This is a genomic window from Limnohabitans sp. DCL3 (assembly GCF_048019295.1).
Lineage (GTDB): Bacteria > Pseudomonadota > Gammaproteobacteria > Burkholderiales > Burkholderiaceae_C > Limnohabitans_A.
The window spans coordinates 939,174-957,203 of sequence record NZ_CP171842.1; the positions used below are offsets into that span (position 1 = coordinate 939,174).

Here is an 18,030-nt window from a genome sequence, read left to right on the forward strand (position 1 = left end):
ACGGCGCCAACGCACCCCCTGCCCAATCCTTGGCGGGCCATGGGTGGGGTGCTGCGCCGCGACTTGCGTTTGGCGCTGCGCCGCAAGGCCGAGTGGTTGAGCGCTTTGTTTTTCTTTGTGTTGGTGGCGGCTTTGTTTCCCCTGGCCATCGGCCCTGAGCCGGACACCCTGCGACAAATCGGGTCGGGTGTGTTGTGGGTGGCGGCCTTGTTGGCCAGCATGCTCAGCTTGGGCCGCTTGTTCGAGGCCGACCACCAGGACGGCAGCCTGGAGCAGTTGACCTTGTCGGCCGCGCCTTTGACCTGGTTGGTCAGCGCCAAGCTGCTGGCGCATTGGCTGATCAGCGGTTTGCCCTTGGTGGTGCTGTCGCCGCTTTTGGGCTTGCAGTTGGGTTTGGACCCTCAGTCGTTGGCCACCTTGGCGCTGACGCTCTTGATCGGTACGCCCGTGTTGACTTTGTTGGGCGGTATCGGTGCAGCCCTGACTCTGGGCGTGCGTGGCGGCGGGGTGCTGCAATCGCTCTTGCTCTTGCCCTTGTATGTACCGGTGCTGGTGTTTGGCACCGGTGCGGTCGAGGCACAGTTGCGCGGACTGGGGGCACAGGCCCATGTCTCGGTGTTGCTGGCCCTTTTGTTGGCCGCAGCGGCGCTCAGCCCTTGGGCGTGCGCGGCGGCCATCCGACTGGCGCTGGAATGAGGGACAGGCCATGAAACTCTTTCACTTCGCCGCGCCGCAACACTTCTACACCTTGGCCGGTCGTTTGTGGCCTGGGCTGGCCTTGTTGGCCAGTGCTTTGGCGCTGGCAGGTTTGTGGGTGGGCTTCATGGTTGCGCCGTCCGATGCCCAGCAGGGCCAAGCCTACCGCATCATCTACATCCATGTGCCCGTGTCCTGGATGGCCATGGTCATCTACTTGGCCATGGCCTTTTGGAGCGTTCTGGGCTGGGTCTTCAACACGCGCTTGTCGGGTCTGATGACGCGGGCGCTCGCGCCCACAGGGGCCTTGTTGGCCTTTTTGTCGTTGTGGACCGGTGCCCTGTGGGGCAAGCCCATGTGGGGCACCTATTGGGTGTGGGACGCGCGCTTGACGTCGATGCTGATTTTGCTGTTTTTGTATTTGGGCTACATCGCGCTGACTTCGGCCATCGACGACCCACGCCGCTCGGACCGGGCCGGTGCTCTGGTGGCGATGGTGGGCGCAGTCAATGTGCCGATCATTTATTTTTCGGTCCAGTGGTGGAACACCTTGCACCAAGGGGCTTCGGTTTCGCTCACCCAATCGCCACGCATGGCCAGCATCATGCTGAGCGGCATGCTGCTGATGAGCTTGGCTTTGTGGTTGTATGCCGGCGCTATGGCCCTGTGGCGGGTGCGCACTTTGATTTTGATGCGCGAGAGCCATGCCGCCTGGGTGCAGCAATTGCCCGAGGTGCTGGCGTACCGCGCGCACCGCGCCTGTCGAGGTGCCGCATGATGTGGCAAAGCGCTGCTGAGTTTTGGGCCATGGGCGGCTATGGCGTGTACGTGTGGGGCAGCATGGGCGTGAGCGCCGCCTCACTGGTCTTGGAAGTGGTTCTGAGCCGCATGGGGCAACAGCAGGCCTTGGACGCGGTGATGGCGGCCATGGACGCCGTTGAAGACGCACCAACGGGGGGGAACTCATGAAAAGCCGTCACAAACGTCTGCTGGGCATCGGTGTGGGCGTTTTGCTTTTGTGCGGAGCGGCGTATTTTGTGCTCAATGCTTTTCAGAGCAACCTGGTCTTTTTCTTCACGCCCACCCAAGTGGCTGCGGGCCAAGCGCCCCAGGATGGGCCCTTTCGCGTCGGCGGTTTGGTCAAGGTGGGCAGCATCGAGCGCGACGGCATGGCGGTGGCTTTTGTGGTGACCGACACCCACCAAGAAGTGCCCGTGCGTTACGTGGGGCTGTTGCCCGATTTGTTCAAAGAGGGCAAGGGCGTGGTCGCGCAAGGTCGCCTGAATGCGGGTCGCTTGTTCGTCGCCAGCGAGGTGCTGGCCAAGCACGATGAGAACTACATGCCGCCTGAAGCCCAGCACGCGCTGGACGAGGCGGCCAAAGTGCGCACCAGCGCAGGGGCGGGGCGATGACGCACGCAGACCTGAAAGGAGCTGTGCATGTGGCCTGAAGCCGGCCACATGGCCTTGATCATGGCGGCCTGGGTTGCCGTGCTGCAGGCGGTCATGCCGCTGTGGGGCAGTCTGTCGGCGCGGCGCGCCGGATGGCAAGCCCTGGCGAGGCCTTTGGCCGTTTTGCAGTTGGCACTGATCATGTTGGCTTTTGGTGCTTTGTGGCATGCGTTTGTGGTGCATGATTTCAGCGTCAGGTACGTGGCCCAGCACTCGAACACCTTGCTGCCTACGCCGTATCGCCTCTCGGCCATTTGGGCAGGGCACGAAGGCTCGCTGTTGCTGTGGGTCTTGATGCTGGCGCTGTGGTCGGTGGCCGTGGCCATCTTTTCCAAACGTTTGCCGCAAGCTTTGGTGGCGCAGGTGCTGGGGGTGATGGGCGCGGTTTCGGTCGGTTTTCTGGTCTTCATCCTCGCACTGTCCAACCCGTTTGCGCGGCAGTTTCCTGCCCCCGCCGAGGGCCGCGACTTGACGCCTTTGTTGCAAGACCCGGGTTTGGTGATCCACCCGCCCATGCTCTACATGGGCTATGTGGGTTTGTCGGTGGCCTTTGCCTTTGCCATGGCGGCGCTGCTGTCGGGGAGGTTGGACGCCGCGTGGGCGCGTTGGGCCAGGCCTTGGACAGTGACGGCCTGGGGCTTTTTGACGCTGGGCATCGCCTTAGGTTCATGGTGGGCCTATTACGAATTGGGCTGGGGTGGCTGGTGGTTTTGGGACCCGGTGGAAAACGCCTCGCTCATGCCCTGGTTGGTGGCCACCGCGTTGATCCACTCGCTCATGGTCACCGACAAGCGTGGTCAGTTCAAGGCCTGGACGGTGCTTTTGGCCATTGGTGCGTTTGCGCTCAGTCTGCTGGGCACTTTCCTGGTTCGCTCGGGTGTGCTGACTTCGGTGCACGCGTTTGCCACCGACCCTGGGCGGGGGGTCTTCATCTTGCTGTTTTTGGTGGTGGTGGTGGGCGTGTCGCTGGCCTTGTTTGCCTGGCGTGCGCCGCAATGGGCCAACGCTTCCCAGCCGGTGGCGGGCTCGCGCGAATCTTTTTTGCTGCTCAACAGCGTGCTCTTGGTGGTGGCCATGGCGGCGGTGTTGCTGGGCACTTTGTACCCGCTGATCATCGATGCGCTGAACCTGGGCAAGCTCTCGGTGGGGCCGCCGTATTTCGACCGTGTGTTTGTGCCCCTGATGGTGCCGCTGCTCTTGGCGATGGTGCCGGGCACAGCAGTGCCATGGCACGTGGCGCGCTGGGCCGCGCTGCGTTCGATCGTGGTGCCTGGGGCCTTGGCGCTTTTGATGGCCAGTGCTTGGGCCACTTGGGGCGGAGCACCTCAGGGTGCAGAGACCGTGACCACTGCGGGTGCTTGGCTCACGGTGATGGGCGGCACGCTGGGCGGCTGGATTGTCCTGTCGGGGACCTGGCAAATCGTGCAACGCTGGCGCCTGCCCGGATCGCCAAGTTGGGCTTGGTGGGGCATGCACATGGCGCACCTGGGCGTGGCGGTGTTGGTGCTGGGCATCACGGGCGTGAAGTCTTTTCAGGTGGAGCGCGATGTGCGTCTGGGCCTGGGCGATTCGGTCACTGTGGCCGGTGTGCGCTACCAACTCATCAGCGTGGACAACCACTTGGGGCCGAATTATTTGGCCTTGCGCGCCCACTTGAAGCTGTTTGAAGGTGCGGCCAATGGCGAGCAGCAGGTGGGTGCACTCAAGCCCGAAAAACGCCGCTACGCCTCCAGCGCCATGCCCATGACCGAGGCCGCGATTGACCGCAACCTCTGGCGTGACCGCTATGTCTCGATGGGTGAGCCCTTGGCACTCGAGCCGCCCCAGTGGAGTTTTCGGATTTATCACAAGCCTTTCGTGTCGTGGATTTGGCTGGGCGCGGTGTTCATGGTGCTGGGGGGGGGCTTGGCGGCGTTGGATCGGCGCTACCGGCAGGCGCCATCGGCAGCGCGTGCGCTTGGCGCTCAGGCTGACGTGGGCATGGGTGCTTCTGGCGTGCGAGTTGCCGGGCCTGTGCCAGTGGTCAAAGGCGCTGTCTCATGAGCGCGTTGTCTGCCAAGGCCACAAGCCGCCGCATGCCGCGCTGGGTGTTTGTGCCACTGGCGCTGTTTTTGGCCATGGTGGTGTTTTTGGGTGTGGGCCTCACACGCAACCCACAAGAGATTCCCTCACCGCTGATCGGCCGCCCCGCACCGGCTTTTGAGTTGCCGCTGGTGGGCGAGCCGGGCGTGTTCAACGGGGCGCAGTTCAAGGGCCAGCTCACCTTGGTCAACCTGTGGGCCACCTGGTGCGCGGGTTGCAAAGAAGAGCACCCGATTTTGATGGCGCTGGCCCGCCAGCCCGGCCTGAAGAAGGTGGGCATCAATTACAAAGAACTGCAGGCTTCGGAACTTTCGGGCCAGGACCCGCAAAGCGCCGAATCGGTCCAGAAAGCCACGGCCCGCAGCCAGGCCTGGTTGCAAAAAAACGGCCAGGCTTTTGGCGTGAACCTGCTGGACATGGACGGCCGCGTGGGCATGGATTTTGGCGTGTACGGCTTGCCCGAAACCTATTTGATTGACCGCGAAGGCGTGGTGCGCTTCAAGCACGCCGGGGCTTTGACGCCCGATGTGGTGCAGCACAAGTTGCTGCCCTTGCTTCGGAGTTTGCAATGAGGCGCATGGTACTGGCCAGCCTTGTGCTGTGGGGCGCTGGCGGATTGGCCCAAGTTCCGGATGTTTCGGCGCGTGGCGTTGCGCGTGGTGTCCCCGTGGTGGTGTCGCAGCCGGCCGTCTTGCCGGCTGTGGATGCGAGCGTGGCAGCGTTCACGGATGCACCCATGTCGGCGGCTGTGCAGCTGCGCTGGGACCACATCGCGGGTGAGTTGCGTTGCCTGGTGTGTCAAAACGAGTCCTTGGCCTCGTCCCACGCCGAGCTGGCCGTCGATCTGCGGCGGGAGGTGCGCGGCCTGATCGAGCAAGGCCAAAGCGACGCCGACATCCGCCGTTTTTTGGTCAGCCGTTATGGAGACTTTGTGCTTTACAAACCCGAGGTCAAACCCGTGACCTGGCTTTTGTGGTTCGGCCCCTTTGTGCTGCTGTTGGGTGCACTGGTGCTGGCGCTGCGCTTGATGCGCCGCACACCTGCTGCGCCCGCGCCCTTGACCGACAGCGAACGCGCGCGCGTTCACCAATTGCTGGAGTCCTGATGTCTTTTGTGCCGCCTTGGCTGGGTTTGTTGTTGGTGCTGCTGGCTTTGGGGCTGCTGGCCGCTGGGGTCTTGCAGCGTGGCCTGAAAAAACAAGTCCAGGTCGTGGGGCTCGAGCGGCAGTCACAGACCAACCGCAGGATTGCGCAAGAACACCTGGCTGATCTGGACCGTGCTTTGGCCGAAGGCCGTTTAACGGCGCTGCAGCATCAAATGGCCCGCGATGAATTGCTGCGCCATCTGTTGGACGACGCGGCGCAGTCCGACGAGGCACCCGTTGCGGCAGTGCCTGCGCGATGGCTCTGGTGGGTCGGGGCCTTGGTGGTGCTCAGTGGCCTGAGTTATCTGCAACTGGGTGCCTCCCACGCTTGGTGGCCCAAGCCTTTGAGTCAACGGGTCCAAATCAGTGCGACCACGCCCGAGCAATTGGCGCAGCAAACACGTGTGTGGCAAGAAGCCACGCAAAAACGCCCGGAGGATGCGCAGGCTTGGTTGACGCTGGCGCGACTGTACGCTGCCCAAAATGCACATGCCCCGGCCGAGCAGGCCTTGGCGCGTGTGTTGGCTTTGTCGCCCGAGCCCGATCTGTGGATCGAGCGGGCGCAGATGAAGGCCTTGAGCGCAGGTGGTGTCTACGCCGGAGAGCCTTGGCAGTGGATTCAAGACGTGCTGCGCACACAGCCCCGGCACCTGAACGCGCTGGTGCTCGCGGGCAGCGCGGCTTTGTCTGAAAAGCGGCACGCCGCCGCGCAAGATTATTGGCAGCGTGCCTTGGCTTTGGTGCCCGCCGACAGTGAGGCGGGCCAAGGCTTGCAGCAGGCGCTGGCGAAAACGGCCGAGAGGGTGGCCGAGCTGGCGGCGGCTCCGGCAGCTGTTGGTGAAGCGAGGGCAGCAGCCTTGTCGGCGGCGACTCCGGTGGGCGACGCCAAGCCTCTGATTCAGGGCGAGGTTCGTGTTTCGCCCGAGGTGCAAAGTCAAATTGCCGCAGGCGCGACCTTGTTTGTTTACGCCATGGCCGAAGAGGGCTCGCGCCGCCCTGTGGCCATCTGGCGCGGCACACCCACCTCATGGCCGGTGCGCTTTGCCTTGAGTGACAGCATGGGCATGGGAGCACCACCCGTGTTGTCATCGCTGGCGCAAGTGCGCTTGGTGGCTCGCATCTCCAAAACCGGCTCGGCGCAAAAGCAAGAGGGTGATCTGCAGGTGGAACTGCCGGGTGTGAAGACCGGTGTGCAAGGCGTTGTGCTTCAAATCAGCGGTCGCTGACACCTGCTGCAAGCAGGGTGCACAGTGTGCACCCAGGAAACTGGGTCAGCCCTGACGCAGCTTGCGCGAATGGTTGTGCACCGCCTCCACCAGCGCCGTGACATGCTCGGGCGGGGTGTATTGGCTGATGCCATGACCCAGGTTGAAGATGTGCGTGGGGCCGGTGGTGGTTTTGTCCGTGTGCGGCGTGCCAAAGCTGTCGAGCACGCGGTGCACTTCGGTCGCGATCTGCGCGGGCGGTGCAAACAAGATGTTCGGGTCGATGTTGCCTTGCAGCGCTTTGCCGGGGCCACCCACTTGGCCGCCCACTTGGGCGCGGGCGCGGCCCAGGTTCATGGTCCAGTCCAGGCCCAGCACATCGCAGTTCAGGCCCGCCATCTCGGGCAGCCACAGGCCGCCGCCCTTGGTGAACACGATGCTGGGGATGCGCTGGCCGTTGTGCTCGGTCTTCAGTTGCGAGAGAACGCGTGCGGTGTAGGCCAGGCTGAACTGCTGGAAGGCCCCATCGGCCAGCACGCCGCCCCAGCTGTCAAAGATCATGGCCGCTTGGGCACCGGCTTCGATTTGGGTGTTCAGGTACAGGGCCACGGCGTCGGCGTTGATCTCGAGGATGCGGTGCATCAGGTCCGGGCGGCTGTACATCAGGGTTTTGACATGCCGGTAATCGTCTGAGCCTGCGCCCTCGACCATGTAGCAAGCCAGCGTCCAGGGGCTGCCAGAAAAACCGATCAGGGGCACACGGCCGTTCAGCGCCTTGCGGATGCTGGTCACCGCGTCGAACACGTAGCGCAGCTTGGCCATGTCGGGCACAGCGAGCTCGGCCACGGCGGCTTCGTCGCGCACGTTTTTGGCAAAGCGCGGGCCTTCGCCTTGGGCAAACGACAGGCCCAGGCCCATGGCGTCGGGCACGGTGAGGATGTCGCTGAACAGGATGGAAGCGTCCAGCGGGTAACGCTCCAGCGGCTGCAGCGTGACTTCGGTGGCGTAGTCGACGTTCGTGGCCAGGCCCATGAAGCTGCCGGCCTTGGCGCGGGTGGCGCAGTACTCGGGCAGGTAGCGCCCAGCTTGGCGCATGAGCCAGACGGGGGTGTGGTCGGTGGCCTGGCGCAGACAGGCGCGCAGGAAGGTGTCGTTTTGGAGGGGGGCAAAGGCGGATGACGCTGCAGAGGTGTTGGAAGCCATGAAAAAACCCAAAGTCAAGTGCGTCATTGTCTCAGGCTGTCACGCCAGGGTCCAGTACTTCAAGTGACTGGTGTGACTTGCAAGCCGCATCACAACAGGGCTTGCCGCAACAGCCCCAGCAACCCACACGCAGCCAGTACACGCAGCACACTTTGGCCCTTCCAGACCAAGGCCCCCAAGGCCACACAGGTCAAGGCGATGGCACTCAGATCGGGCAGCATGTGCCACCCCCCCGGCAGCCAGGTCTGCCGTGCAAACACACCCGCTAAGTGCAAGATGACCCCGATCACGGCGGCTGTGATGCCTTGCAATGGGCCCTGGAGTGAGGGCATGTGCCGCGTTGATTCCACAAGCGGTCCTCCCGCCAAAATGAAGACGAATGATGGCAAGAAAGTGAACCAGGTCACCACGCAGGCGGCCACCACGCCGCCCAGCAACGGGTCGCCGAGCAAGTTTTGACTGTGCCCGCCCAAAAAGCCCACAAAGGCGACCACCATGATCAGTGGCCCAGGTGTGGTCTCCCCCAGGGCCAGGCCATCCATCATTTGTGCGGCCGTGAGCCAGCCGTATTGCGCCACGGCGGCCTGTGTCACAAAAGGCAAAACCGCGTAGGCGCCGCCAAATGTGAGCAAAGCCGCTTGCGTGAAAAAGCCGCCCATCTGGGTGAGCGTGTGGCCAGTGCCCATCAGTGCAGCGATCAGACCCAAACTCAGCGCCCACAAGCCCAAGCCGATGGCGACAGCACGCCACAGCCGTTGGGCACTGTGACGCGTGTGTGCCGGTGGTGCTGAATGGTCATCGAGCCAACTGGCGTTGGCACAGGGGGCTGTCAGCGGGCGGGTCGTTGCCATCAGCCCAGGCCCTTCGCCTTGGGCGTGCGTCATGAAAAAGCCGATGACAGCCGCGCCTGCGATGATCAGAGGGAAGGGCAGCCCCCAGAGGGTGCCTGCAAAAGACAAAGTGGCCAGCACCCAAAGCCAGCGGCCTTTGAGGGTGCGCTGGGCCATGCGGTGCGCAGCTTGCCATACCAGCGCCGTCACCGCTGGCTTCAAGCCCCAGAGCAAGGCTTGTCCCCAAGGGTGTTGGCCCCAGGCCGTGTAGGCCCAGCTCAGCACAATCAGCAGCAACAAGGACGGCAGCACAAACAAAGCCCCTGCTGCCACGCCGCCGCGTGTGCCGTGCATCAGCCAGCCCATGTAGGTGGCCAATTGCTGGGCTTCGGGGCCGGGCAGCAGCATGCAGTATTGCAGCGCATGCAGATAGCGTTTTTCAGAGATCCAGCGGCGACGCACCACCAACTCTTCATGCATCAGGGCGATCTGGCCAGCCGGTCCGCCAAAGCTGACGCAACCCAGCCACAACCAAAATTTGAGGGCTTGCAAAAAACCGACGGGTGCGCTCGGCGGGCTTGGGCTCACGGCGTATTCCAGTGTTCACGAAATGCCTGTGCAAATGCGGGGTTGCCGCTGATGCTCAGGCTCAGGGTGATCTGTGTGCCGGGTGATGGCTGGGGCGTGAGGCTGAGCGCGTCATCGGCGTTCTGCCACAGAGCCTTCAGTGGTGCGTTGTCAACGTGAATTTGCAGGTCAAAGTCCCAGTCTGCCCCGTCTTCCAAGGGCCCCGGGCCTTGCAAGCCCAAGCGGTGTGTCCAACGCAGCAACCGGGTCACTTCTTGCAGCAATGCGGGCGTGTGGCGCGCGGTCGGTTGCGCCAGGGCGTCCCAGCAAACCACGCCTTGGCTGTCTTCGCTGCAGTCAAATTCCAAAAATTGCCAACTCATGCGGTGTCTTTCTTGCCATGGTGCGATTGTCGCTGGCGCGCCCAGTTTGTCACTTGGGATACAAGAATTTGATAATTCGCTTAAAAATTGAGCAAATTGAGGGGCTATTAGGGTTTTCTGTATACAGGGCGGGCTTGGGCGGTGGTTAAATCCATTTTTTTATCCACATGGTCATGCCCGCATCTCCTGTTCGATTGGTTGATTCTGACGCTGAAGGCGGCTCACAAGCGGTCAAGGCGCAGCAGCGCCTGCGTGAGCTGATCCTGGCCGGTGAACTGCCCGCTGGCTCGCGCATTGCCGAGCTGGCGCTGGTCGAGCGCTTGGGCATGTCGCGCACCCCGATCCGGGCGGCCTTGATGCGTCTGGGTCAGGAAGGTTTGTTGGAAGCGCTCAGTGGTGGTGGGTATGCGGTGCGTACTTTTTCTGAGCAAGAGGTGGCCGATGCCATCGAGTTGCGCGGCACGCTGGAAGGCCTGGCCGCCAGGCTGGCCGCAGAGCGTGGTGTGCCGATTGCTGTGATGGCGCAAGCTCGTGTCTGCCTTGATCAGATCGATCAATTGCTGCGACAAGTGACCCTGGATGACGAGAGTTTTTCCAGCTATGTGGCTTTGAATGGGCGCTTTCACACGCTGCTGGCCGAGATGGCCAACAGTGCTGTCTTGGCCCGGGAGATTGAGCGGGCATCGCGCCTGCCTTTTGCTTCTGCTTCGGGTTTTGTGGGTGTGCAAGCCCACAGCCCCGATGCCCGCGACATGCTGGTGGTCGCGCAGCACCAGCATCGCCAAGTGTTGGACGCCATTGGGCAACGAGAAGCCGGTCGAGCCGAAGCGCTGATGCGTGAACACTCTCGCCTGGCGCGGCATAACCTGGGACTGGTCATGCAAAACCCGCAGCAAGCCGCTATGCCGGGCATGCAACTCATTCGAAACAAGGTCTGAAACATGTTCATCAAAAACACGTGGTATGTGGCCTGCGCCATGACCGAATTGGAGGCACTGGGCGACAAGCCCTTGGGCCGAACCATTTGCAATGAGCAAATGGCGTTTTTCAAAGGCCCGCATGGCCAGGTCGCGGCGGTGGAGGACTTTTGCCCGCACCGGGGTGCACCCTTGTCGTTGGGCACAGTGTGCAACGGTAAATTGGTCTGCGGATACCACGGTCTGGAGATGGGCTGCGAAGGTAAAACCGTGCACATGCCCGGGCAACGCGTGCGAGGCTTTCCCGCCATCAAGAGCTATGCGGTGGTAGAGCGTTATGGTTTCGTTTGGGTGTGGCCGGGTGACCAGTCCCAAGCCGATGTGGCCCACATGCCGGTGTTCGAGTTTTTTGACGATCCGGCATGGGCTTACGGAGGAGGGCTTTACCACGTCAAGGCCGATTACCGCCTGATGATCGACAACCTGATGGACCTCACGCACGAGACCTATGTCCACGCCAACAGCATTGGCCAGCCCGAAATCGACGAGACACCTTGCACCACCACGGTCGAAGGTGACCGGGTCATTTTGCAGCGCCACATGCAAGGCATTCAGGCGCCGCCGTTTTGGCAAATGGCCATGAGCGCCAACGGCTTGGACCCAGCGGCCAAGGTCGACCGCTGGCAAATTTGCCGTTTCACCCCCCCCAGTCACATCATGATTGACGTGGGTGTGGCGCTGGCAGGGCAAGGTGGTTTTCACGCCGCGCCCGAGCACAAAGCCTACAGCGTGGTGGTGGACTTCATCACCCCCGAGACCGAAACCTCTCATTGGTACCACTGGGGCATGGCGCGCCAGTTCAAGCCCCATGATGCGGCGCTGACCGACAAGATCCGTGCGGGGCAGGGCGGCATCTTCAATGAGGACATGGACATGCTGCAATTGCAGCAAGCCAACATCAGCAAATGGCCTGACCGCAAATTGTTGATGCTCAACATCGACTCGGGCGGCGTGCAATCGCGTCGCATCATTGAGCGTTTGCTGGCTTTGGAAAACACCCCCGGAGTGACCGCATGAACACCACAGAACTGACCCAAACCCCCATCGCTGCAGACGGTGGCTTTGAAATTCAATTGCACAAGAGCGGCCAAATTGTGCAAGTGGCCAAAGACCAGTCTATTTTGAAAGCGCTGCAGGATGCAGGGCATGACGCGCCGTTCTCTTGCGCTGAAGGCATTTGCGGCACCTGCTTGACCGCTGTGGTGGCCGGCACGCCCGACCACTGGGACAGTTACCTGACACCGGAGGAGCAAGAAAAAGGCGACTGCATCATGCTGTGCTGTTCACGCAGCCAGACCGCGCGCCTGGTGCTGGACCTTTGACATGACCTCCACCACGTTGGTGCTGGTGCCTGGCCTCATGTGCGATCACGCCGTGTGGTCTGGGGTGATGGCGCATTGGGGTCCCCAAGCCGAACGGGCAGTGGTGCCCGACCACGGACTGTGCGACGACATCGAGGGCATGGCGCGTCAAATTTTGGCATCTGTACCGGGCGATTTGGCCGTGGCGGGGCACTCCATGGGCGGGCGTGTTGCTCTGGAGATGCGGCGACTGGCCCCTCAGCGGGTGCGGCACTTGGCCTTGCTGGACACGGGCTACCTGGCTCGCCCACGGGGTGCTGAAGGTCAAGCCGAGGCGACAAAACGCCAGGCCTTGCTGGATTTGGCGCTGCAACAAGGCGTGCAGACCATGGCCCGCACCTGGGCGCAAGGCATGGTTAACCCGTCGCGTTTGACCGACACCGCCCTGATGGACGCCATCGTTGACATGTTTGCGCGGCGCACGCCTGACCATTTCGCCAGCCAAATTCGGGCTTTGTTGGCACGGCCCGATGCCAGCGCGACCCTTCAAAGCATTGACGGACCGGTTTACCTGTTGTGCGGTGCGCAAGACAGTTGGTCTCCGCTTGCGCAGCACCAGGCCATGGCCGCTTTGTTGCCCCAGCCTGTGGTGTCTGTGATCGAGTCGGCAGGGCACATGGCGCCCATGGAGCAGCCTTCAGCCGTGGCCCAAGTGCTGGCCGACTGGCTGGCGTCCACACCCTTGGCGCTGGAGCCGGTGTGAGTCGGGTCGTGCGCGACACACCGGATGCGATGACTGGCGCTGCGCACGAGCAAGCCATTCATGCGCAAATCGTGCGTTTGAGCTGGGCCATTGACCACGGTGACCTGGAGGTCCTGGCATCGTGTTTGCACGCGGATGTGACTTTCGTCAGGCCCGATGGCCAAACGCTGCAAGGGCCGCTGGCGGTTTGTGGGGCTTATGCGCAACGCGATCCGGACCGCATCACGCGGCACCTGTTGTCCAATGTTCATCTGACGTGGTCATCCCCTGACCGGGTGCAGGCCCACAGCGCGGTGTTGCTGTGGACAGGCCGCCTGAGTGATGCGAAGACAGCGGCCGGTCGGCCGGCCGACGCGGCGCAAAAACTTGGCGAGCACCGTGATGTTTGGGCTTGGACAGCCGAGCGCTGGTGGTTACTGAGGCGACAGTCTGAGTTTGTGTTTTTTCGTTGAGCCTGTTTCACTGCAGGCCGTTTGTTTGTTTTTCTATTCACTTAACCAGGAGACTTTCATGACCCTTTCCAACAGTTTGGTACGCGGTGCCGTCGTGCTGGCCCTTGCGGCTGCAGCGTCTGCACAGGCCCAAGAAATTGTGCTCAAAGTGCACCATATTTGGCCCACCATGGCCATTGGACACAGCCGTGTGGTGGCCCCATGGTGTGAGGCCATTGCCAAAGAATCCAACAACCGCATGCGTTGCCAAATTCTGCCGGCCATGACGGGTGGCGGAACGCCCGCGCAGCTGGTGGACCGGGTCAAGGACGGCGTGGACGATTTGGTGGTGACATTGCCCGGTTACACCCCCGGTCGTTTCCCAATCATGGAAGCCCTGGAGTTGCCATTCATGACCAACACGGCTGAATCGGCATCGGCTGCCGCTTGGGATTACTACAGCAAGTACGCGACCAAGGAATTTACGGGCACCAAAATCTTGGCCACCTGGGTGCACGACGAAGGCTTTGTCAGCACCTCCAGCAAACCCATCCGCAGCATGGAGGATTTCAAGGGCTTGAAGATCCGAGCCGCCAGCCGCCAATCGACCAAGCTCTTGGCCAGATTGGGGGCCACACCAGTCGGCATGCCCATTCCGCCAGTGGCTGATGCCATGACCAAAGGCACGATCGACGGCTTCATGACGGCTTGGGAAATCATCCCAGCTTTCAAATTGCACGAAGTGAGCAAATACCACACCGAAATTGAGGCCAGCCGTCCCTCCATGTTCACCGCCGGTTTCGTGATGGCGATGAACCAAGCCAAGTACGACAGCTTGCCTGCAGATTTGAAAAGCGTGATCGATAAAAACAGTGGCGGCAACCTGTCGCGCACCATTGGTCGCTATTGGGATGAAGCCACCGCAACCGGACGCAATGCGGCCGTGGCCCGTGGCAACGTTTTCAACAAAATCAACGCTGCAGAGACCGACCGTTGGATTCAGGCTTCAGCCCCGTTGTACGACGAATGGGTGGCTGACATGGACAAGCGCGGTTTGCCAGGCAAGCAAATGCTGCAAGACGCCAAAGACCTGATCAAGAAATACAACAAGTGATCCTGCGCCTGCCCCTCGTCCTGAGGGGCAGGCCCTGTGCCCAAATTCGGAAATCCATGATGTCTTCGTCAATGCTTTTAGCGCCCCTGTGCCGGGCTTTTGGGATGGTGGGCGCCGCTGTGGCATTGGCCACGGGTTTCCTCACTTTGCTGAGTGTGGTCATGCGCGCTGTCTGGTCGCAGCCCATTCCGGGGGACGTAGAGATGACCCAAATGGGCATTGCTTTTGCCATCTCGATGTGTTTGCCCTACTGCCAACTGCAAAGAGGCAACATCATTGTGGATTTTTTCACCCAATCCGCTTCTGTGGGCACGCAAAAACGTTTGGATGCCATCGGCCAACTCTCGCTGGTCTTGCTTTATGGCTTGCTGGCTTGGCGCACCAGCATCGGCGCCATCTCGGTTCGCGAAGCCGGTGAAACGACCATGATCATCAGTTTGCCCATGTGGTGGGCTTATGCCTGCTTGGCTCCGGGCTTGGCTTTGGCCGGTTGGGTGGCTTTGGTGCAAGGCCTCTTCGGACAAACCGAGTCGTCTCAAGAGGTGGCCGCATGACCCAGTGGGCCCCTCAAATTGGCTTGGTGATGTTTGTGGCCATGGTGGTGCTCATGGCTTTGCGCGTCCCCATTGCGGCGGCGATGTTCATTCCCGGTTTGGTGGGTTATGGCCTGATGAGCGACAGCGCCACGACCCTCAACTTCCTCAAGGGCAGCGCGGTGGCGCGGCTGACGGTGTATGAATTGAGCGTGATTCCTTTGTTTTTGTTGATGGGGCAATTTGCGACGCAAGGTGGACTCAGCCGAGACCTTTTCAAGGCGGCGGCTGCGATGGTCGGGCATGTGCGTGGCGGTTTGGCCATGGCCTCGGTGCTGTCGGCCGGTGCCTTTGGCGCGGTCTGCGGCTCCTCTGTGGCGACATCGGCCACCATCACCCAAGTGGCTTACCCCGAAATGCGGCGCCATGGCTACCAAGGCCGATTGTCAACGGCGTCTTTGGCGGCGGGCGGCACCTTGGGGATTTTGATTCCCCCCTCCGTGCCCTTGGTGGTTTATGCCATCTTGACCGAGCAAAACATTGCCAAGCTGTTTGCGGCGGCCATCATCCCCGGCGTGGTGGCCATGTTGGGTTACTTGGTGGTCATCGGTTTGTATGCGCGCGCACGACCCGAGATGGCACCTTTGACCCCGGCGCTGTCATGGCCTGAAAGAGGGTCGGCTTTGCTTTCGATTTGGCCCATCTTGGCTGTCTTTGTGGTGGTGTTTGGCGGGATTTACGGGGGATTGTTCTCGCCCACCGAGGGTGCAGGCGTGGGTGCTGTCTTGACCTTGTTGGTGGGCTTGGCCAAAAAAGAGCTCAAATCGGCGGGTCTGAAAGCGGCCTTGCTGAGCACCGCGGAAACCACCGCGATGGTCTTCATGATTTTCTTGGGTGCAGACATGATGAACGCCACTTTGGCGCTCACCGAGATGCCCAAAATGGTGGCCTTGTGGGTGTCGGGTTTGCCTGTGGCGCCCTTGGGAATTGTGACGGCGGTCCTGGTTTTGTACATCGTGTTGGGCTGCGTCATGGACGAGCTGTCCATGCTGCTGCTGACCATTCCGGTGATTTTCCCGGCCGTCATGGCCTTGGATTTGTGGGGCTTGTCCTACGAACTCAAAGCCTTGTGGTTTGGCATTTTGGTGTTGATGACGGTCAGTTTTGGTTTGATCGCACCCCCGGTGGGCTTGAACGTGTACGTGGTCAACAGTTTGGCGCGGGATGTGCCCATGCGCGAAACCTACACAGGTTTGATGCCTTTCTTGGCTTGGGACTTGGTCCGATTGGTGGTCTTGTTGTGGGTCCCTGCCTTGAGCCTGTGGTTGGTGGGACAGCTGTTCACGCGATGATTGGGGGTGGTTGAATGGGCGCGGCAGTGGACATTTTGGCCATCACCGGTCCGATTTATGGCGCCATCTGGCTGGGCTACTGGGCCACTCGGCGAGGTTTGTTTGCGCCCAGCGACATGCAGGTTTTTGGCAAGTTCACACTGAACTTGGCCTTGCCTGCTTTGCTGTTCAACGCGCTGTCGCAGCGCAGCGTGTCAGAAATCCTCAATCCCTCTTACCTCTTGGCCTATGCCTTGGGGGCCTTGCTGGTGATCGGGGGCGGACTGTTTTGGGCCCGTCAAGTCCAAGGGCACAGTCTGAGCTTTGGCAGCATGATGGCCATGGGCATGTCTTGCCCCAACAGCGGATTTGTGGGGTACCCCATCATGCTGCTGAGCTTCGGCCCTGTGGCCGGTGTCGCGCTGGCGCTGAACATGGTGGTGGAAAACCTCTTGATGATTCCCCTTTTGCTCGCTGTGGCCGATTCGCAAGGTGGCCCGCCAGGGCAGTGGAAAAGGGTGCTGTGGCAAACCGGCAAAAACCTGGCCCAAAACCCGATGATTTGGGGCATTGTGGGGGGGTTCTTGTTTTCGCTTTCGGGTTGGGCCATGCCCGCACCGTTGGGGCGAACGGTGAATTTGTTTGCGCAGGCCAGCGCGGCCCTGTCGCTCTTTGTCATCGGGGGCTCTTTGGTGGGCCTGCAGGTGAGCGGCTTGCAGACCACCGTGGCGCAAATTGTGATGGGTAAATTGTTCATCAGCCCCTTGGTCATGTGGGGCGTGGTGACTTGGGTGGTTCCCGTCGAAGACCCGGCGTTGCGTTCAGCGGTTTTGTTGACCGGGGCCTTGCCCATGCTGGGCATCTTCACCATCTTGAGCCAACGCCATGGACATGGCGCGATCAGCGCGGCCGCCTCGCTGGTCACGACGGTGTTGTCCTTCTTTACCCTGAGTGCTTGGCTGTGGGTTTTGCAGCACGGCCTGCTTTGAGTGCTGATCAGTTGGTGAGCCAGGCCTGAGAGACTTCGGTGATCAAAGCCAGGGTGGCTTGTTGGGTCAAGGTGGTGGGGCGCAGCGAACTGATGGCTGTTGTGAGTTGGATGGTCAAGGCAGGGGCTGAAACAGGGCGCACGCTGTAAGCCGAAGGTCGCACCGAACGCATCACGGCGTTGCGCGGCAAGATGGCATAGCCTGCGCCGTCGGCCACCAAGTCCAAAATGGCACTCACCCCGTCGATCTCCAACGCGATGAGCGGGCGGCAGCCGATGGCGGCCATTTCGGACTCCACATGCATGCGGATCGCATTGGGGCGGGTGGGGATGACCAGGGGCAGGGCGGCCAGCTCTTTCAGCGCGATGGCGGCAGGTGGGGGGTCTTCTTGCAAGCCCGGCGGGCGAGGCTGTACCAGCAGCAGCGCTTCTTGCACCAAGGGGTGGTGCTCGATGCCGGGCAATGGGCTGGGGTTGTAGAGGACCGCAATGTCCAAACGGCCGTTTTGCAGGTTTTCCTGCATGGCGCTGGACAGGCCTTCGCTGATGGACAGCTGGGCTTGCGGCATCTTGGCGCGAAAGGCCCGAGTCAAAGGTACCGTCAACACCCGCGCCACGCTGGGTGGCAGGCCCAAAGCCACGCGGCCGGTGAGGCCCGTGCGCACCCGGCCCAGTTCTTCCCGCGCGCGCTCCACTTGGTGCAGGATCCCCCGGCCGTGCTCCAGCAGCAACAGCCCGGCCTGAGTTGGGGTGGCGCCGCGCCCGTTGCGCAACAGCAGGTTTTGGCGCAGTTCGACCTCGAGCAAGCGCACCTGGCGGCTGAGTGCCGGTTGGGCCACGCTCAGTGCTTGAGCCGCCCGCGTGAAGCTGCCCAGTTCGGCCACGCGCACAAAATATTCCAGCTGTTTGAGGTCCATGAGATCGGGGGGGAGGGGTTTTCGCTGGACTTATTTTGTCATATCCAAGGATGGGTTATACCTATTTGTTCTAGCTGGTAGATGTGCCGAGGGCTGGGCGTTGGCGGAGTGAAC

21 protein-coding genes are annotated in these 18,030 nt (G+C 61.7%); 17 read left to right on the forward strand and 4 right to left on the reverse strand.

The window, feature by feature from the left end:
* The first annotated feature begins 39 nt into the window (after window positions 1–39).
* The 8 genes from ccmB to ccmI are packed head-to-tail and all read left to right on the forward strand — an operon-like array spanning window position 40 to window position 6,599.
* Complete coding sequence (gene ccmB / locus ACHEXK_RS04235; protein WP_416548854.1) at window positions 40–696, forward strand: heme exporter protein CcmB; 657 nt, start codon at window positions 40–42, stop codon at window positions 694–696.
* Between the two features lie 10 nt (window positions 697–706).
* A complete protein-coding gene (gene ccmC, locus ACHEXK_RS04240; RefSeq protein ID WP_416548124.1) occupies window positions 707–1,474 on the forward strand; it encodes a heme ABC transporter permease CcmC in 768 nt (255 codons plus the stop codon).
* On the forward strand, window positions 1,471–1,665 hold the full coding sequence (ccmD, locus tag ACHEXK_RS04245; RefSeq protein WP_416548125.1) for a heme exporter protein CcmD: 195 nt from the start codon (window positions 1,471–1,473) through the stop codon (window positions 1,663–1,665). The genes ccmC and ccmD overlap by 4 nt, the downstream gene beginning before the upstream one ends.
* The gene (gene ccmE, locus ACHEXK_RS04250; protein WP_416548126.1) at window positions 1,662–2,108 is read left to right on the forward strand and encodes a cytochrome c maturation protein CcmE; all 447 of its coding nucleotides are present in this window, start codon (window positions 1,662–1,664) and stop codon (window positions 2,106–2,108) included. Before ccmD ends, ccmE begins: the two co-directional genes overlap by 4 nt.
* A 27-nt stretch (window positions 2,109–2,135) precedes the next feature.
* Entirely contained in the window at window positions 2,136–4,190 is a 2,055-nt protein-coding gene (locus tag ACHEXK_RS04255; RefSeq protein WP_416548127.1) for a heme lyase CcmF/NrfE family subunit, read from the forward strand.
* Entirely contained in the window at window positions 4,187–4,801 is a 615-nt protein-coding gene (locus ACHEXK_RS04260) for a redoxin family protein (protein ID WP_416548128.1), read from the forward strand. Before ACHEXK_RS04255 ends, ACHEXK_RS04260 begins: the two co-directional genes overlap by 4 nt.
* Window positions 4,798–5,334 carry a cytochrome c-type biogenesis protein CcmH gene (locus tag ACHEXK_RS04265; RefSeq protein ID WP_416548129.1) on the forward strand — a complete coding sequence of 179 codons (537 nt, stop codon included), beginning with the start codon at window positions 4,798–4,800 and terminating at the stop codon, window positions 5,332–5,334. The genes ACHEXK_RS04260 and ACHEXK_RS04265 overlap by 4 nt, the downstream gene beginning before the upstream one ends.
* A complete protein-coding gene (ccmI, locus tag ACHEXK_RS04270) occupies window positions 5,334–6,599 on the forward strand; it encodes a c-type cytochrome biogenesis protein CcmI (RefSeq protein WP_416548130.1) in 1,266 nt (421 codons plus the stop codon). The genes ACHEXK_RS04265 and ccmI overlap by 1 nt, the downstream gene beginning before the upstream one ends.
* Window positions 6,600–6,644: 45 nt before the next feature.
* Here the strand turns inward: ccmI and hemE are convergent, their stop codons facing one another.
* From hemE to ACHEXK_RS04285, 3 genes are all read right to left on the reverse strand, one after another.
* Window positions 6,645–7,781 carry a uroporphyrinogen decarboxylase gene (gene hemE, locus ACHEXK_RS04275; RefSeq protein WP_416548131.1) on the reverse strand — a complete coding sequence of 379 codons (1,137 nt, stop codon included), beginning with the start codon at window positions 7,779–7,781 and terminating at the stop codon, window positions 6,645–6,647.
* Between the two features lie 89 nt (window positions 7,782–7,870).
* A complete protein-coding gene (chrA, locus tag ACHEXK_RS04280) occupies window positions 7,871–9,199 on the reverse strand; it encodes a chromate efflux transporter (RefSeq protein WP_416548132.1) in 1,329 nt (442 codons plus the stop codon).
* Complete coding sequence (locus tag ACHEXK_RS04285) at window positions 9,196–9,561, reverse strand: hypothetical protein (RefSeq protein ID WP_416548133.1); 366 nt, start codon at window positions 9,559–9,561, stop codon at window positions 9,196–9,198. Before ACHEXK_RS04285 ends, chrA begins: the two co-directional genes overlap by 4 nt.
* Window positions 9,562–9,734: 173 nt before the next feature.
* On the opposite strand from ACHEXK_RS04285, the gene ACHEXK_RS04290 reads away from it, so the two are divergent.
* From ACHEXK_RS04290 to ACHEXK_RS04330, 9 genes are read left to right on the forward strand one after another with little or no spacing between them, the layout of a single operon-like run.
* A complete protein-coding gene (locus ACHEXK_RS04290) occupies window positions 9,735–10,499 on the forward strand; it encodes a GntR family transcriptional regulator (protein WP_416548134.1) in 765 nt (254 codons plus the stop codon).
* 3 nt (window positions 10,500–10,502) lie between these two features.
* On the forward strand, window positions 10,503–11,555 hold the full coding sequence (locus ACHEXK_RS04295) for a Rieske 2Fe-2S domain-containing protein (protein ID WP_416548135.1): 1,053 nt from the start codon (window positions 10,503–10,505) through the stop codon (window positions 11,553–11,555).
* On the forward strand, window positions 11,552–11,860 hold the full coding sequence (locus tag ACHEXK_RS04300) for a 2Fe-2S iron-sulfur cluster-binding protein (RefSeq protein WP_416548136.1): 309 nt from the start codon (window positions 11,552–11,554) through the stop codon (window positions 11,858–11,860). Before ACHEXK_RS04295 ends, ACHEXK_RS04300 begins: the two co-directional genes overlap by 4 nt.
* A gap of 1 nt (window position 11,861) precedes the next feature.
* Window positions 11,862–12,602 (forward strand): alpha/beta fold hydrolase, encoded by a 741-nt coding sequence (locus ACHEXK_RS04305; protein ID WP_416548137.1) that lies wholly within the window; start codon window positions 11,862–11,864, stop codon window positions 12,600–12,602.
* Between the two features lie 8 nt (window positions 12,603–12,610).
* Entirely contained in the window at window positions 12,611–13,054 is a 444-nt protein-coding gene (locus ACHEXK_RS04310) for a nuclear transport factor 2 family protein (protein ID WP_416548138.1), read from the forward strand.
* Between the two features lie 58 nt (window positions 13,055–13,112).
* On the forward strand, window positions 13,113–14,147 hold the full coding sequence (locus tag ACHEXK_RS04315; RefSeq protein WP_416548139.1) for a TRAP transporter substrate-binding protein: 1,035 nt from the start codon (window positions 13,113–13,115) through the stop codon (window positions 14,145–14,147).
* Between the two features lie 56 nt (window positions 14,148–14,203).
* Complete coding sequence (locus ACHEXK_RS04320) at window positions 14,204–14,701, forward strand: TRAP transporter small permease (protein WP_416548140.1); 498 nt, start codon at window positions 14,204–14,206, stop codon at window positions 14,699–14,701.
* Window positions 14,698–16,032, forward strand: coding sequence for a TRAP transporter large permease (locus ACHEXK_RS04325; protein ID WP_416548141.1), 1,335 nt, complete (start codon window positions 14,698–14,700; stop codon window positions 16,030–16,032). Before ACHEXK_RS04320 ends, ACHEXK_RS04325 begins: the two co-directional genes overlap by 4 nt.
* A 14-nt stretch (window positions 16,033–16,046) precedes the next feature.
* Complete coding sequence (locus tag ACHEXK_RS04330; RefSeq protein WP_416548142.1) at window positions 16,047–17,000, forward strand: AEC family transporter; 954 nt, start codon at window positions 16,047–16,049, stop codon at window positions 16,998–17,000.
* 7 nt (window positions 17,001–17,007) lie between these two features.
* Here the strand turns inward: ACHEXK_RS04330 and ACHEXK_RS04335 are convergent, their stop codons facing one another.
* A complete protein-coding gene (locus tag ACHEXK_RS04335; RefSeq protein ID WP_416548143.1) occupies window positions 17,008–17,916 on the reverse strand; it encodes a LysR substrate-binding domain-containing protein in 909 nt (302 codons plus the stop codon).
* Window positions 17,917–18,030: the final 114 nt, after the last annotated feature.